The 15,153-nt window shown below is 67.8% G+C and carries 17 protein-coding genes; 5 read left to right on the top strand and 12 right to left on the bottom strand.

Annotated elements, in window-relative coordinates; genetic code table 11:
- Positions 1-95: 95 nt before the first annotated feature.
- Both ACGFNP_RS10025 and ACGFNP_RS10020 read left to right on the top strand, forming a co-directional pair.
- Positions 96-1,397: an MATE family efflux transporter gene (locus ACGFNP_RS10025; RefSeq protein ID WP_393316877.1), complete on the top strand. Its 1,302-nt coding sequence runs from the start codon at positions 96-98 to the stop codon at positions 1,395-1,397.
- 68 nt (positions 1,398-1,465) lie between these two features.
- Positions 1,466-2,938, top strand: a complete 1,473-nt coding sequence (locus ACGFNP_RS10020; RefSeq protein ID WP_393316874.1) for an amino acid permease — start codon at positions 1,466-1,468, stop codon at positions 2,936-2,938.
- 3 nt (positions 2,939-2,941) lie between these two features.
- Here the strand turns inward: ACGFNP_RS10020 and ACGFNP_RS10015 are convergent, their stop codons facing one another.
- The 7 genes from ACGFNP_RS10015 to rpsF all read right to left on the bottom strand — a co-directional run bounded on the left by ACGFNP_RS10015 (position 2,942) and on the right by rpsF (position 7,272).
- Complete coding sequence (locus tag ACGFNP_RS10015; protein ID WP_358338051.1) at positions 2,942-3,685, bottom strand: amino acid ABC transporter ATP-binding protein; 744 nt, start codon at positions 3,683-3,685, stop codon at positions 2,942-2,944.
- A complete protein-coding gene (locus tag ACGFNP_RS10010) occupies positions 3,682-4,530 on the bottom strand; it encodes an amino acid ABC transporter permease (RefSeq protein ID WP_393316871.1) in 849 nt (282 codons plus the stop codon). The genes ACGFNP_RS10015 and ACGFNP_RS10010 overlap by 4 nt, the downstream gene beginning before the upstream one ends.
- Positions 4,527-5,402 carry an ABC transporter substrate-binding protein gene (locus ACGFNP_RS10005; protein WP_358338057.1) on the bottom strand — a complete coding sequence of 292 codons (876 nt, stop codon included), beginning with the start codon at positions 5,400-5,402 and terminating at the stop codon, positions 4,527-4,529. Before ACGFNP_RS10005 ends, ACGFNP_RS10010 begins: the two co-directional genes overlap by 4 nt.
- 127 nt (positions 5,403-5,529) lie before the next feature.
- Positions 5,530-5,976: a 50S ribosomal protein L9 gene (rplI, locus tag ACGFNP_RS10000; RefSeq protein WP_219535071.1), complete on the bottom strand. Its 447-nt coding sequence runs from the start codon at positions 5,974-5,976 to the stop codon at positions 5,530-5,532.
- A gap of 14 nt (positions 5,977-5,990) precedes the next feature.
- On the bottom strand, positions 5,991-6,227 hold the full coding sequence (rpsR, locus tag ACGFNP_RS09995) for a 30S ribosomal protein S18 (RefSeq protein ID WP_020543048.1): 237 nt from the start codon (positions 6,225-6,227) through the stop codon (positions 5,991-5,993).
- An 84-nt stretch (positions 6,228-6,311) separates the two neighbouring features.
- Positions 6,312-6,893 (bottom strand): single-stranded DNA-binding protein, encoded by a 582-nt coding sequence (locus ACGFNP_RS09990; RefSeq protein ID WP_393316867.1) that lies wholly within the window; start codon positions 6,891-6,893, stop codon positions 6,312-6,314.
- A gap of 88 nt (positions 6,894-6,981) precedes the next feature.
- Positions 6,982-7,272: a 30S ribosomal protein S6 gene (gene rpsF / locus ACGFNP_RS09985; RefSeq protein WP_026214314.1), complete on the bottom strand. Its 291-nt coding sequence runs from the start codon at positions 7,270-7,272 to the stop codon at positions 6,982-6,984.
- Positions 7,273-7,449: 177 nt separating this feature from the next.
- Between rpsF and ACGFNP_RS09980 the strand changes: the two genes are divergently transcribed.
- Entirely contained in the window at positions 7,450-7,776 is a 327-nt protein-coding gene (locus ACGFNP_RS09980) for a hypothetical protein (RefSeq protein WP_246653078.1), read from the top strand.
- Positions 7,777-7,846: 70 nt separating this feature from the next.
- Here ACGFNP_RS09980 and ACGFNP_RS09975 read toward each other — a convergent pair whose 3' ends face one another.
- Positions 7,847-8,026: a hypothetical protein gene (locus tag ACGFNP_RS09975; protein WP_219535073.1), complete on the bottom strand. Its 180-nt coding sequence runs from the start codon at positions 8,024-8,026 to the stop codon at positions 7,847-7,849.
- A 72-nt stretch (positions 8,027-8,098) separates the two neighbouring features.
- Here ACGFNP_RS09975 and ACGFNP_RS09970 point away from each other — a divergent pair, with 72 nt between their 5' ends.
- The gene (locus tag ACGFNP_RS09970; protein WP_393316863.1) at positions 8,099-8,842 is read left to right on the top strand and encodes a deoxyribonuclease IV; all 744 of its coding nucleotides are present in this window, start codon (positions 8,099-8,101) and stop codon (positions 8,840-8,842) included.
- Positions 8,843-8,905: 63 nt separating this feature from the next.
- Here ACGFNP_RS09970 and ACGFNP_RS09965 read toward each other — a convergent pair whose 3' ends face one another.
- From ACGFNP_RS09965 to ACGFNP_RS09950, 4 genes are all read right to left on the bottom strand, one after another.
- Positions 8,906-9,970, bottom strand: coding sequence for a mannosyltransferase family protein (locus ACGFNP_RS09965; RefSeq protein WP_393316860.1), 1,065 nt, complete (start codon positions 9,968-9,970; stop codon positions 8,906-8,908).
- 2 nt (positions 9,971-9,972) lie between these two features.
- Positions 9,973-11,292, bottom strand: a complete 1,320-nt coding sequence (locus tag ACGFNP_RS09960; RefSeq protein WP_358338070.1) for a glycosyltransferase 87 family protein — start codon at positions 11,290-11,292, stop codon at positions 9,973-9,975.
- Positions 11,289-13,931: a transglycosylase domain-containing protein gene (locus ACGFNP_RS09955; protein ID WP_393316856.1), complete on the bottom strand. Its 2,643-nt coding sequence runs from the start codon at positions 13,929-13,931 to the stop codon at positions 11,289-11,291. Before ACGFNP_RS09955 ends, ACGFNP_RS09960 begins: the two co-directional genes overlap by 4 nt.
- 135 nt (positions 13,932-14,066) lie before the next feature.
- Positions 14,067-14,432, bottom strand: a complete 366-nt coding sequence (locus tag ACGFNP_RS09950; RefSeq protein WP_393316853.1) for a DUF5318 family protein — start codon at positions 14,430-14,432, stop codon at positions 14,067-14,069.
- A gap of 133 nt (positions 14,433-14,565) precedes the next feature.
- Between ACGFNP_RS09950 and ACGFNP_RS09945 the strand changes: the two genes are divergently transcribed.
- Complete coding sequence (locus ACGFNP_RS09945; RefSeq protein ID WP_358039755.1) at positions 14,566-15,147, top strand: PadR family transcriptional regulator; 582 nt, start codon at positions 14,566-14,568, stop codon at positions 15,145-15,147.
- Positions 15,148-15,153 lie beyond the last annotated feature (6 nt).

Here is a 15,153-nt window from a genome sequence, read left to right as displayed (position 1 = left end):
CCACACCACCCACTCTGACCTGGTGAAACATTGTCCACCGGCTGTGGAGGAAAGAAAGTTGGCTCGACACGCCGTGTAATGGCCATAATAGGTAAATGCCCATTACGTCCCGGGACCGGGAGATCCTGCGCCTGGCGGTGCCCGCGTTCGGCGCGCTGGTCGCCGAGCCGCTCTTCCTGCTCGCCGACTATGCCATCGTCGGCCATGGGCTGGGCACCACCGCTCTGGGCGCTCTGGGCGTCGCGGGCACGGTTCTGGCCACGGTGGTGAACCTCTGCGTCTTCCTCGCGTACGGCACGACGGCTTCTGTGGCCCGTCAGACCGGCGCGGGCAACCACAAGAGGGCGATGCGCAGCGGCGTGGACGGCATCTGGCTCGCGCTGGCCATCGGCGCCGCGCTCATCGCGGTCTGCTGGCCGCTCAGCCCGTGGATCGTCGGCCTGTTCGGGGCGAGCCCGGAGCAGGCCGGGCAGGCTGTGACGTACCTGCGCATCTCACTGCTCGGCGCGCCCGGCATGCTCGTCGTGCTGGCCGGGACGGGCGTGCTGCGCGGCCTGCAGGACACGGTCACGCCGCTGGCCGTCGCGGTGGGCTCGTTCGCACTCAACGCGGGGCTGAACGCGTGGTTCGTGCTCGGACTGCACTGGGGCATCGCGGGCTCGGCCTGGGGCACCGTGCTGGCCCAGACGCTGGGTGCCGCCGTCTACCTCGCCGTGGTGGCCAGAGGCGCGCTGCGGCTCGGCACGCCCCTCACCCCCGGCCTGGCGGGCGTCAGGCAGGCGGGTACGGCCGGCTTCGCGCTGCTCATCAGGACCGCCTGCCTGCGCGTCGTCCTGGTCGTGGCGACCGTGGCGGCCACCAGGCTGGGCCAGGCCCCGCTGGCCGCGTACGCCATCGCCGCCCAGGTCTGGACACTGCTGGCCTTCGCCCTGGACGCCATCGCCATCGCCGGCCAGGCCATCACGGGCCGTACGCTCGGCGCCGGCGACGTATCCGCCACCAGGGCCGCGACCAGGCGCATGGTGCAATGGGGCCTCTGGTCGGGGCTCGCGCTCGGCGTGCTCGTCGTCGCGGCCAGGCCGCTGCTGCCCGGCCTGTTCGACGCCGATCCACAGGTCACTGAGCAGTTGCTGGCGGTGCTCTGGCCGGTGGCGCTGTTCCAGCCGATCTGCGGTGTGGTGTTCGTGCTCGACGGTGTGCTGATCGGCGCGGGTGACCAGCGCTACCTCGCGTGGGCGGGCGTGTGGACGACGCTGGCGTACCTGCCCTGTGCCTTCCTCGCCTCGGGATTCGGCATCGTCGCACTTTGGTGCGCGCTCGGAGCGTGGATGATCGCACGTTCGATCACGCTGGTGCGGCGCGCGGTCGGCACGGCATGGCTGGTGACCGGGGCGTAATCGTCCCGTGCTTGCTGTTGCGGGTGTGGTGAGGCACTGTGGGCGAGTCGCACGAGCGGGGTGTGCCTTTGTCCACGATTCTCCGACGCCTGCCGCCCGACGCGGCAACCGGGTTACGCACCGGCGCGCGCCACAGCCTCGCCGAGCTCTACCGGCCGGCCGACCTGGTCGTGCTCGGACTCGGCGTGATGATCGGCGCGGGCATCTTCAGCATCGCCGGCCAGCAGGCCGCCACCATGGCGGGGCCCGGCGTGATCCTGTCGTTCATGATCGCCGGGATCGCCTGCCTGCTGGCCTGCCTGTGCTACGCCGAGTTGTCGTCCACGATGCCTACCTCGGGCAGCGCCTACACCTTCACCTACGTCATCTTCGGCGAGGTATGGGCGTGGATCATCGGCTGGGCGCTGATCCTGGAGCTGGAGCTGGCCGCCGCCGTGGTGGCCAGGGCCTGGGCCATCATCTCGGTCCGGGCGATCACCGGGTTCGGGGTGCGCCTGCCGTACCAGAACGTGGTCGAGGACGTGTTCGTGCTGCTCATCCTGGTGGTGCTCACGGGAGTCGTGGCGGTCAACGCGCGGGTCGGGCTGCGGGCGTTGTGGGTGATGGTGGCGGCCAAGCTGCTGGCCATCGGGGCGGTCATCGTCGTCGGGGCGCGATACGTCAAAGTGGCCAACTTCGGTGACTTCTACGCCGAGCCGAAGCCGCTGACGACTCCGGCGGCGACCGTGCTCGACCTGGTCGTGGGGCAGAGCCACGCGTTCGGCTGGTTCGGGGTGTTCGCGGCGGCGTCGGCCATCGCGTTCGCGTACATCGGCTTCGACGTCCTCGCCACCGCCGCCGAGGAGACCGTGAACGCGTCCAGGGCCGTACCCAAGGGCATGATCCGCAGCCTGGTGATCGCCACGATCATCTACCTCGCGGTGGCCGTGGTCATGGTCGGCATGATCCCCTACACCAGCATCTCCCGCGACTCACCGCTGTCCAGCGCGTTCCGCGGGGTGGGTGTGGACTGGATGGCGCACATCATCGACATCGGCGCGGTGCTCGGGCTGACGACGGTCATCCTGGTGCTGATCGTGGGGCAGACGCGGGTGCTGTTCTCGATCGCCCGCGACGGCCTGATCCCGCGCCGCCTGGCCACGATCAGCCGCAGGTACCACTCCCCCACGCGGGTGACGCTGCTCATCGGGGTGGTGGCGATCCTGCTGGCCGAGTTCGTGCCGGTGCTCACGCTGCAGCAGCTCGTGGTGATCGGGACGCTGTTCGCGTTCATGTTCGTCGCGGCGGGCGTGATCGTGATGCGGCGCAGGATGCCGCACCTCGATCGCGGCTTCAGCGTCCCGCTCTCGCCGCTCCTGCCCGCCCTCTCCCTGCTCGCGACGCTCTGGCTGCTGGTGAACCTACAGGTGCTCACCTGGGTGTGGTTCGCCCTGTGGATGGCCTTCGGCCTGCTCGTCTATCTCTTGTACGGCCGGCGCCACAGCCTGCTGGCCGCGCCCGAGACGCTGGCGAACCACGCCCGGGGACGCCACCGGCGTTAGAGCCTAGAGCCGCCCCGAGTCGAGCACCGCGCGCAGGAACTCCCTGGTGTGAGCGTGCTCAGGAGCGGTGAAGATCTTCTCCGGCGGTCCCTTCTCCAGCATGACCCCGCCCTCCAAGAAGCACACCGTGTCGGAAATATCGCGACAGAAGCCCATTTCATGGGTCGCCAGGATCATCGTCATGCCCGACTCCTTGAGCTCCCTGATGACCTGGAGCACCTCCACGACCAGCACCGGGTCGAGCGCCGAAGTGACCTCGTCGAGCAGCATCAGCCGGGGCTTGGTGGCCAGCGCGCGGACGATGGCCACCCGCTGCTGCTGCCCGCCGGAGAGCTGGTCGGGGTAGGAGCGGGCCTTGTCCGCCAGCCCGAACCTGGCCAGCAGGTCACCGGCCTGCTCCTCCGCCTCGGCCTTCGCCACACCGTGCACCCGCCGGGGCGCGAGCGTGATGTTGTCGAGCACCGTCATGTGCGGGAACAGGTTGAACGCCTGGAACACGATGCCCAGCCGCCTGCGTACGTCGTCGACGTCCACCCGAGGATCGGTGATCTCCTCCCCGTCGAGGTAGATGGCGCCGTCGTCGACGGTCTCCAGCAGGTTGACGCAGCGCAGCAGCGTGGACTTGCCCGACCCTGACGCGCCGATCAGGCTGACCACCTCGTGCGGGCGCACCTCCAGGTCGATGCCGCGCAGCACGCTGTGGCCGCGGAACTCCTTCCACACCCCGTCGATGGTCAGCAGGCTCATCCGCGCCTCCTTCGGGTACGCGCGGCCAGGTGGTCGGTGAACCGGGCCATCGGGATGGTGAGCAGGATGAACAGCAGCGACGCCACCAGGTAAGGCGTGTAGTTGAACTTGCTGGTCGCGATGATCTGCGCCTGCCTGAGCGCCTCCAGCGGCCCGATGGTGGCCACCAGCGCCGTGTCCTTCTGCAGCGAGATGAAGTCGTTGAGCAGCGGCGGGACGACCCTGCGCGTGGCCTGCGGGAGCACGACGAACCGCATGGTCTTGCCGTGGCTCAGGCCGAGCGAGCGGGCCGCCGCCACCTGGCTGGGATGGACCGACTCGATGCCCGCGCGGAACACCTCGGCCACGTAAGCGCCGTACGAGAGCGTCAGGCCGATGATGCCGAGTGTGGCCAGGTCCGTCGGCACGCCCTGCAGCTTGAGCGCCGGCAGCCCGTAGCCGACCAGGTAGATGACCAGGAGCGTCGGCACACCGCGGAAGATGTCGGTGTAGAGCGTGGCCAGTGCCCGCACCGGGAAGAAGGCGGGCGCTGTGACGGACCTGGCCAGGGCCACCAACACCCCGACGACCAGGATCAGCGGCTCGGCGATCAGGAAGATCTTGATGTTGAGCAGGAACCCGGACAGGACGTTCGGCAGCGCCTTGACGAACCACGCCGGATCGAAGAACGACGCCTGCACCCGTGGCCAGCCGGGCGAGTTGGTGACCACCGACACAACCAGGACGATGAAGACGACCGTGGAGACGCCGGCGATGGAGGCCGAGCGCCGGGCCCGCGACCCGCGGACCCGCTCCCGTTCCCGCTGCCGCTCGCTCTTGGCCCAGCCCGCGGAGGTCTCGCTCACTTCAGCTCGGGCGCGCCCGCGGCCGCGCTGAGCCACTGCTGCTCGATCTTGGCCAGCTCGCCCTTCGACTTCAGCGCGTCGACGGCCTTGTCAACGCACGGCTTGAGCGCGCTGCCCTTCTCCATGACCAGGCCGAACTCCTCGGGCGTGCCGCCGGTCGAGCTGAACTGGCCGACGATCTTCGACTTCTCGACCTGGGCGGCCGTCACGTAGAAGGCCGTGGGCAGGTCCACGACGATCGCGTCGACCTGCTGGTTCTTCAGTGCGTTGATGGCGTCAATCTGGTCGTTGTAGACATTCGGGTCATTGGCCGGCTTGATGACCTCTTTGACCGCGTTGAGAGAGGTGGTGCCGACCTGCACGCCGATCTTGGCGTCCTTGAGCTCGGCCAGGCTCTTCGCGGCGGCGAACTTGCCGTCCTCGATGGCCACGACGGCCTGCTTGACCGTGTAGTAGCCGTGGCTGAAGTCGACCGCCTGGGCCCGGTCGGGCGTGATCGAGACCTCGTTGATGTCGAAGTCGAACTGCTTGGCGCCCGGTGCGAAGGCCGAGTCGAACTTGACCGTGCTCCACTGCACCTCGCTGCGGTCGAAACCGAGCTCACCCGCGACGGCGAAGGCCACCGCGCTCTCGAAGCCCTGGCCGTTGCTCGGGTCGTCGTCCTTGAACCACGGCTCGAAGGCGGGCTTGTCGGTGCCGATCGTCAGCTTGCCCGCGTTGACGAGCTTGAGCTGGTCCTTGGTACACGCGGTGGACGCTGCGGACGCCGTGGGGCTGAGCGAGGCGGTGCTCGACGGGGTGTCGACGGGGGCGCAGGCGACGGCCGCCGCCGCGAGCGCGCCGAAGGCCAGCAGCATCGAGGGTCGGGCCATGGGTGAGGGCCTCCGGGTGAGGAACGCGGGAAGAACGAGCAAATCCTACGCTGGTGGGAACCATGCGCTTATAACAGCGCTGCCCCCTCTCGGAAGCGAGAGGGGGCAGCGGCGGAGCTGAGAGTCGTCAGCCGGCGACGACCTCGACGTCGACCGACGCCGAGACCTCGGGGTGCAGCTTGACGCTGACCTTGTGCGAGCCGACGCTCTTGATCGGGTTGACGATCTCGATGCGGCGGCGGTCGAGGATGGGACCGCCGGCGGCCTTGACGGCCTCGGCGATGTCACCCGTGGTGATCGACCCGAACAGGCGGCCGGAGTCGCCCGCGCGGGTGACCAGGCGGACGCGAAGGGCGCCGAGCTGGCCGGCGACCTCCTTGGCCGTGCCCTGGTCGCGGATCTCGCGAGCGTCACGAGCCTTCTTGATGGACTCGATCTGCTTCTCGGCGCCACGCGTCCAGCGCATCGCGTAGCCGCGCGGGATGAGGAAGTTACGGCCGTAGCCGTCCTTGACCTCGACGACGTCGCCAGGGGTGCCGAGGCCGGAGACCTCGTTGGTGAGGATGAGCTTCATATCGACAGTCCTCCCTAGCGCGCGGTGCTCGTGTAGGGCAGCAGTGCCACCTCACGGGCGTTCTTGATCGCGGTCGCCACGTCACGCTGGTGCTGGGTGCAGTTGCCCGTCACCCGGCGCGCACGGATCTTGCCGCGGTCGGAGATGAACTTCCGCAGCAGCGCCGTGTCCTTGTAGTCGACGTAGGAGATCTTGTCGTGGCAGAACAGGCAAACCTTCTTCTTGGGCTTGCGCAGTGCCGGCTTTGCCATCGTGGTGCTCCTTTCAGAGCCCCGCCGTCAAGCGGGAATGGACTCGGGCTGGTGAACTTACGGACCTTGCGGTCTTCTTGAGACTTAGAAAGGCGGTTCGTCGCTGAAGTCGTTGCCGCCGCCGAAGCCGCCGGAGCCGCCGGAGCCGCCGCCTTGCTGGCCGCCGCCCTGGTAGCCGCCGCCACCACCGCCGCCACCGCTGAAGCCGCCGCCGCCCTGGGGCGGAGCGGGCGACGCGGAGGCCCACGGGTCGTCAGCGGGGCCGCCGCCGAAGCCGCCGCCTCCGCCGCCACCCTGACGGGTGGTGCGGTTGACCTTGGCGGTGGCGTTGCGCAGAGACGGGCCGACCTCGTCGACCTCGACCTCGTAGACCGTGCGCTTCTCGCCTTCCTTGGTCTCGTAAGACCGCTGCTTGAGCCGCCCCTGCACGATGACCCGCATGCCGCGCTGCAGGCTCTCGGCGGCGTTCTCCGCCGCCTGTCGCCACACGTTGCAGGTCAGAAAGAGGCTTTCGCCGTCCTTCCACTCGTTGGTCTGACGGTCCATGAACCGCGGAGTGGAAGCGATGCGGAATCGAGCCACGGCTTGACCCGTGGGGGTGAAGCGCAGCTCCGGGTCATCGACAAGATTGCCGACGATGGTGATTACGGTGTCGCCTGCTGCCATGGCTAGCGCTCGCCTTCCTGCACGCCTTCGCTTTGGGTTACGGCTCAGAGTACGGCTGCCGCCCGACAAAAAGCCGGGCAACGGCTGCTTAGTGCACGTCGGGGCGGAGAACCTTGGTGCGCAGGATGCCCTCGTTGAGGTTCATCTGCCGGTCGAGCTCCTTGACCGTCGCGGGCTCCGCGGACAGGTCGATGACGGCGTAGATGCCTTCCGACTTCTTGTCGATGTCGTAGGCAAGACGACGACGGCCCCAGACGTCGACCTTCTCCACGGTGCCGCCGTCATTGCGGACCACGGTGAGGAACTGGTCGAGGGACGGCGCCACAGTGCGCTCATCGAGCGAAGGGTCCAGAATGACCATTACTTCGTAACGACGCATGCGGGACTCCAACCTCCTCTGGACTTTTGCGGTCACGACACTCTGCCGTGACAGGAGGACGCTGACGTCATGACCCGGACGCCCCTTTCGGCGGCTCGGGCTGATGGATCACCCATCACAACGCAGCTTGACCAGGTTACCAGCCGCGCATGGATGGGAAGGACCTGTAGGAACACCATGGGGGTGACACCAGTGCCGCACATCCTTCAACCTCCGGAGAGCCAGCGGTTCAGACTCACACTCAACACTGACGGGGTCCCGCACCCGACCGAGAACATCCTGGCCATCGCCACCTTCCTCTGCGGTTTGGTGGCTTTCGTCTCGACGTTCTTCGTCACCGCGCACCCGATCTCGTCGTGGTTCGGCACGCTCGGCTTTGGGATGGGGCTCTACTCCCAGTACGTCTCCGTCACCACGCCGCAGCGCTCGCTCAACATCATGGGGCTGGTGGCGTCGTTCGTCGGGGTCGCGCTCGGCATCGCCCACGGCGGGTTCCTGCCGTAACCGGTCCTCCTGCCATGGCCTCCCACCATGACAAACGGTCCCGGCCGGGGCCGGGACCGTGCGCCTCGGGTCACTTGCCGATATGCAGATCCACGCCGAGCAGCACCAGGAACCAGAGGAAGACCGCGAGCAGCGCCTCGGCGATGTCCCTGAGGATGCCCGGGGTGATGTAGTGGTAGACCCAGGCCACGTAGATGCCTATCAGCACGTAAATTAAGAAGATCAGTGAGCGCCAGCGCCAGCGCGTCATGTCGTTCTCCTCGCGTAGGGGGCGTCTGGCGACTTCCCTGAGCCTCCTTCTCCAAACGGATAGGCTCGTGACATGGTGCGCATCGGAGCTCACGTAGGTCAGGACGACCCCGCCGCCCACGCCGCCGAGATCGGCGCCGAGGTGGTGCAGTTCTTCCTGGGCGATCCGCAGGGCTACAAGAAGCCCGTGCTGCCCGCCGAGCCGGTCGAGGGCGTCGACATCTACATCCACGCCCCCTACCTGATCAATGTGGCCACCACCAACAACCGCATCAGGATCCCGAGCCGCAAGCTGCTCGCGCAGCATCTGGAGGCGGCCGCCGGGCTCGGCGCCAAGGGCCTGATCGTGCATGGCGGCCACCTGAACAAGAACGACGACCCGCAGATCGGGTTCGACAACTGGCGCAAGGTGTTCGAGCGCATGGAGTGCCCGATCCCGGTGCTGATCGAGAACACCGCGGGCGGCGACAACGCGATGGCCCGCAAGCTCGACCGCATCGCCCGGCTCTGGGACGCGCTCGACGGTTTCGACGTGGGCTTCTGCCTCGACACCTGCCACGCGCACGCGGGCGGCGAGGAGCTCCTCGACCTGGTCGACCGGGTCAAGGCGATCACCGGCCGGATCGATCTGGTGCACTGCAACGACTCGCGCGACGAGTTCGACTCCGGTGCCGACCGGCACGCCAACCTGGGCAACGGGAAGATCGACCCCGAGCTCATCCTGGCGGTCTGCCGCGCGGCCCAGGCGCCCATCGTCGTGGAGACGCCCGACGAGGGGCAGGCCGAGGACATCGCCTTCCTGAGGAAGAATCTCTAGCGAATACACACAGCCTGTGGATAACTTCCCTGGATTACCAAGTCCAGAGAGTGGGTAGAAAGATCAGCCCGCCCAGGCGCCGCTCAGGAAGCGGACCGCGTCGAGCAGCATGAGCGGCCCCGACACCAGGGCGTACACCACGATCACCCACTGATGCTTGGCCACCAGCCGGCCGAACGCCACCCACAGGGGAAACCACAGCAGCAGCGAGCGCGGGATCGACAGGTAATAGGCCGAGGTCATGAGCGCGCCCGCCTGTAAGCCTGTGTAGACCAGCTCGCTCCACCTGCGCATCACCAGCAGCCAGACCAGCACGGCCACGGCCACCACCGCGCCTGCCAGCTCCATGCGGAAGGCGACGGCGAAGTCGCCCGCGCCCATGGCCGAGCCCCACGTGGTGATCCACGACTCCCACGGCCACACCAGTTGCCGTCCCCAGCCGGCCTCCTGGGCGTGCTTCCAGGCGAGCCAGTCGCCCGAGCGGCTGTAGTGGAAGAACGAGTACGCCACCAGGGGCAGGAAGGGGACCAGTAGCCACGGCGCCTGCCGCACGGGCTGCCTGCCGGTGACGAACTCCACGATCAACGCGAGCGCCAGGAACAGCCCCGTGATGCGTACGCAGGAGGCGCCCGCGGCCAGCGCGACGGCCAGCGGCCAGCGGCGCTGCCGGGCGGCCAGCCAGGCGGGGATCGCGAACGCCAGGAACAGCGCCTCGCTGTAGCCGGCGGCCAGGAAGACGGCCGTCGGGAACAGCAGCAGCCCGGCCACGGCGGCCCATCCCGAGCCGCCCTCCAGCTCGGTCAGCCTGGCCAGCGCCGTCATGGCCACCAACCCGGCGGCCAGTGAGACGATCAACCCGCAGGCGGTCCAGTCCGGCACCACCAGGTGGACCACGCGCATCGCCAGCGGCATGCCGGGGAAGAAGGCGGGCAGCCCGGCGTCGGGCGGTTTGCCGGGTTCGCCGTCGTAACCATGCTCGGCGATCGTGATGAACAGCCCGGCGTCCCACTTCTTCCACGTGCCCACGTAGTCGTGCAGCGCGACGCCGAATAACGTCGCGACCAGCAGCCCGGCCCGCGAGGAGAGCCAGAGCAACGCCGCGTCGCGATCGACCGAGCGGGTGATCATGGCTAGGCGGAGCGCAGGGTGAACCGGTCCGGCGCGTCGTTGAAAACCCCGCCGGCCTGGTCGTCGATGCCTGCCTGCCGTACGACGTCCTTGTCCGGACGCAGAATGTCACGCACCACGAACGCCATCATGATGGCGATGGCGATGATCCGTCCCCAGACGGCGGTGAAGTAGGTGTTGTCGCCGATGCCCAGATCGGCACGGCTGACCGGAGACTGGGAGAGCAAGTAGAGCCAGATCGCGCAGAAATACCAGATCTCGGCGACCTGCCAGAGCCCGATCGGCTTCCAGTTGGGCCTGGCCAGCACCGCGAAGGGCACCAGCCACAGGACGAACTGCGGAGACCAGACCTTGTTCGTCATCATGAACGCGGCCAGCGCGAGGAAGCAGATCTGCGCCAGCCGCGGCCGGCGCGGCGCGGCCAGCGTGAGGACCGCGATACCCAGGCAGAGCAGGCCCAGCGAGACCATGCCCAGCCTGCTGACGTCGGTGTCGCCCAGGATCGGCCAGCCCTTGTTCTGGAAGAACAGCCAGGGCGAGCCCCAGTCGACGCCGCGTTCCTCGGAGAAGACGTAGAACCGGCGCCAGCCGTCCCAGGCCAGCACCATGAACGGCAGGTTGACCGCCAGCCACGCCCCGGCGGTCGCGGCCATCGTGACGAGGAACGGCCGCCAGCGCCCGGTGCGCATGGTGAGCAGCAGGAGCGCGCCGACGAACATGAGCGGGTAGAACTTCGTCGCGATCGCCAGGCCGAGCAGCACGCCCGCCAGCACCTGCCGTTGCCGGGCCCAGGCCAGCAGCATGCCCATCGACAGCGCGCCGGCGACCAGGTCCCAGTTGATGTAGGCGGCCAGGATGACCGAGGGGGCGAGCGCGTACCAGAGCGCGTCCCACCGCCTCGTCGGCCCGGCCACCGCCGCCATCAGCAGGACGCCGGCCACCAGGCAGACGCCGAGCAGGACGACGGTGATGTCGTAGAACTTGACCGCCTGGGCGACCACGTCGCGCTCCAGCCAGCGGGCGATCCAGCTGATCACCTGCATGACCTCGCCGAGGACCACCGGATACTCGACGTGCTTGTCGAACGGCACGTCGGCGAAGTAGGGGTTCTGGGTGGCCAGCTGCCGGTCGAAGTAGAGCGGGTAGATGTCGGTGTAGCAGAAGTTGGTGTACGTGGACACCTGGTCGTTCCACCCGCCCGTGCGGCACGGCAGCCGCACGATGTAGGCGAGTGTGGCCCCCAGGGCCGCGAACAGCCCCAGGGGAAGGTACGGCACGGCCCGCGTCTCAAGCGGCGGGCGGACCTCGGTGCTCGACTTCACCAGTCCTCGCGTCTGGTCGGCGTCGGCCCGGGAACCACGACCGGGTTCGATCCCTGGCTGCCCCGTCCGTCGAAACCGCCGCCGTCGTCCTGCTGCTGCGTGCCGTTCTCGTTGGGGTCGACCGTGATGATCTGGTCGTCGTCGGTGCACGGCGGGACGACGCCGCAGTTGGCGTTGGGGTCCTCTTCCTCAAGCGGGTCGTCGGTGGGTGTGGGCGTGGGCGTGGGACTGGGCACGATGTTGTCCGGCTGCCCGATGTCGGCCCTGGTGGGGAACTGCTCGACCGGCTTGTTCTCGAGCGCGGCGGTCATGAACGCGCGCCAGATCGTCGTGGGCGTGTCCGCACCCTCGAATTGCAGCGTCGTCTCATACGCACTGGTGTAGGGCTTGTTCTCGTTGTACTTCTTGGATGGCGGCTGGCCCTTCGGGGTGATGGGGCAGTTCGAGTTGATGGGTTGGACGACCCTGCCCTTCTTCGTCTTGCACACCTCACGGTACATACCGACCGCCGTAGAGAGCTGCGGGGTGTAACCGACGAACCAGGCTTCCTTCTCCTCGTTGTTCGTACCGGTCTTGCCCGCCGCCGGGCGGTTGCCCAGGCCCTTGCCCCGAGCGGTGCCGCTCCGCAGCACCTCCTGCATGGCGACCGTCGCGTCGGCGGCGGCCTCGGGACTGATCACGTTCTTGGGGGTCTTCTGCTCGGGGTAGGCGACCCGCCCGTTCAGCTCGATCTGCTTCACCACGTGATATTTGGTGTACTTGCCGGCGTTGGCGAAGATCGAGTAGCCGGCCGCCTGCTCCACGGCGGTCACCGGTGCGCTGCCGATGGCGAACCCGTAGCCGTGGTCATCGACGTCCTTCTCCATGCGCGCCTTGCTGAACCCGGCCGCCTCGACGAGGTTCTTGACGTCTTTGAGCTGGTCGGGCAGCGCGTACGCCATCGACACGTAGGCGGTGTTGACCGACTGCGCGGTCGCCTTGACCACGTCGATCGAGGCGCCCACGCTGTGGCTGTTCTTGAATCCGCCGGGCTGCTGCCCAGGTAGCTCCTTCGGCACCGTCACGTTGCCCGGCACGTAGCTGTTGATCGATTTCCCGGCCTTCAGCCAGGCGGCCAGGACGTAGGGCTTGAACGCGGAGGCGGCCTGCTTCGCGGAGTCGAACGGCTCGTTCCACGGGTCCTTGAGATAGTCGGTGCCCCCGTAGAAGGCCACCACGCGGCCGTACTTGGGGTCCACGGCGGCGAGGCTCGTGTGGAACTCCTTCGACATACCCCTCGTCGAGTCGCGCACCGCGGTCTGGGCGGCCGTCATGAGCTTCTTGTCGAAGGTGGTGACGATCTTGTAGCCGCTGCTCTCGATGGCGTCCTCGGTGATGCCGCGTGCCGCGAGCTCCCGCTTCACCGCCTCGATCATGTAGCCGTTGATGCCCGCCATGGAGTCGTCGGCGTTGGCCTTCCTGATCTTGGGCCACTTCGCCGTCTTCGCCTCCGCGGCGTACTTGTCCGGCCACTGCTTGGCCATGTAGTCCAGGACGGTCTGCCAGCGGTATTTGAGCGCGGGGTCCTCGGAGCCCCAGCTCGGCGTCTGGATGTGCGCGGCCAGGTAGGCCGCCTGCGACAGGGTGAGGTTCTTGGCCGTCTTGCCCTTGCCGAAGTACGCCTCGGCTGCCGCCTCGACGCCGTAGGCCCGGCCGAAGTTGACGGTGTTGAGGTAGGTCTTGAGGATGTCTTCTTTGCGCTTCGTCTGGTTGAGCTTGACCGCGATGAAGATCTCGCTGACCTTGCGCTTGATCGAGACTTCCGAGCTGAGGCCGCCGTAGTAACCGCGGGCCATCTGCTGGGTGATCGTCGAGGCGCCCTGCAACTGCTGGCCCGTCGCGGTCATCCACAGCGAGCGGGCCATGCCGGAGATGGAGATGCCGGAGTCCTCGTAGAACGTGTCGTTCTCGATGGCCACCGTGGCGTCCCTGAGCTTCTCGGACATCTGGTCGTACCGGATGATCTTCCGGGGTGTGCCGAGCTTGGCGATGAGCGTCTTGCCGTCGGCGTAGTAGACGGCGCTGCCCTGTGCGGTCGCGTCGGCCTGCGTGTCGCTGTCGTCGGGCACCGGGGTGTTGACGTAGGCCACCGCGATCATGCCGAAGATGCCGGCCGCGAGGACGGTCATCGAGGCCATGACGATCTTCCAGCTGGGGATGAAGCGGCGCCACTTCGGCCGCTCGTCCCCGGGCCGCTCCGGGCCCTCGGGACCACCGGGGCCGCCAGGCCCCTGAGGGCCGCCGGAACCTCGACCGCGGGCCCGCCTGGGGCCGTCGCTGATCATGGTCTCCTGGTTGCTGCGGGCGCGGGTGTCGTTGTCGCCGCCCATACGGGGCGCGCCGTCACGCCCGCTCTGGCGCCGTCCCGGCTCACGTGGTGCGGCCTGGCGCCGTCCCGGCTCGCGGGGCTCGGGAGCGCGCGGGGCCGGTTGCTGTGGGCCCGGCTGCTGTGGACCCGGCTGCTGTGGACCCGGCTGTTGCGGGCCGGGGTATGGCTGGGCGGCCATCGCGCCGGTCTGCTCGTAGGCGGCTTCCGGACGACGCTGCGGCGGTCCGCCCCAGCCCGCCTCGCCGGTTTGTGGCGAGGTCTCTTGGGGCATAGAACGGGATGAGTTGGAGCGACGGCGCCTTCCCGGCCGGCCCGTCCCCTCATTGCTGCTGTTACTCACACGTCCTCACAACGTCGTCGGATAGCACGGCGGATGGGCGTGGGGTGCCTCGCCGTCCTCGGTCTTCTACGGTCGCCCGACGAGATCCGGCGGTCCGTTGCCGAGGACGAACGACGCCGTCAGGTGGTTCCAGGAACAACCTTGGCAGACCTCGACGACGTACACCCGGAACTCGTCGTAATCATGAGCCATCTCGACGGGTTGCGACGCGATCTTTGCCGCACCGGACTGACTCTTGAGCGAATCCCCGTAGACATAAGTCTCGTTGGTGACGTTCTCCTTCTCGCACCTCGGGCAGAGGTGGCGTGCCGCGCGAAGGAGGTATGGCTGTGCGTCACAGACCGCTCCGGGAGACGTACGCCCGGAGCGCTGGGGTTCGACCACGGCTCGCTTCAGAAAGCCGCAATCCACCACCTTTCGCTGTGACCACATGAGCGCCAGACTACGGCGTTTTGCTGAATCATCCCAACGGCTTGGCAAAGTCGTTAATTGCGGCGATATAGCGGCGCGACGTATCATCGGGATGTATCGGCTCGATACATCGACGTGAGAGGGGGCGGTTCCAGTGGCCAGCGGACAGGGCAGAGTGCTGGAGCTGGCCGTGCTCGGGTCGCTGCACGAGACGCCGCTCCACGGCTATGAGCTGCGCAAACGGCTCAACGCCTTGCTGGGCATGTTCCGCGCGTTCTCCTACGGGTCGCTCTACCCCTGTCTGCGATCACTGTTGGAGCAGGGCTTCATCGTGGAGGAGCAGCCGGCGCCCACCACGATCGTCGGAGGCCGTTCGAAGATCGTCTACAAGCTGACCGCGGAGGGCAAGGAACGGCTCCAGGACCTGCTGACGCAGGCGGGGCCGTCCGCGTGGGAGGACGAGAGCTTCGGCGTCCACTTCGCGTTCTTCAGGCACACGGAGGCGGAGGTGCGGCTGAGGATCCTCGAAGGCCGCCGCAGCCGCCTGGAGGAACGGCTCGACAGCGTGCGCACCGCCCTGGCACGCACCAGGGAGCGCCTCGACAGCTACACGCTCGAACTGCAACGTCACGGTCTCGAATCGGTCGAGCGCGAGGTGCGCTGGCTGAACGAGCTGATCGCGACGGAAAGACGGGGCTCCTCTGAGGAGAACCCTGAGAGATCAACTGATGAGTAAGGGAGC

It is taken from the genome of Nonomuraea sp. NPDC049269 (assembly GCF_043197155.1).
Lineage (GTDB): Bacteria > Actinomycetota > Actinomycetes > Streptosporangiales > Streptosporangiaceae > Nonomuraea.
The sequence above is the reverse complement of the archived record's forward strand: the minus strand, read 5'-3'. Positions and strand labels throughout refer to the sequence as shown.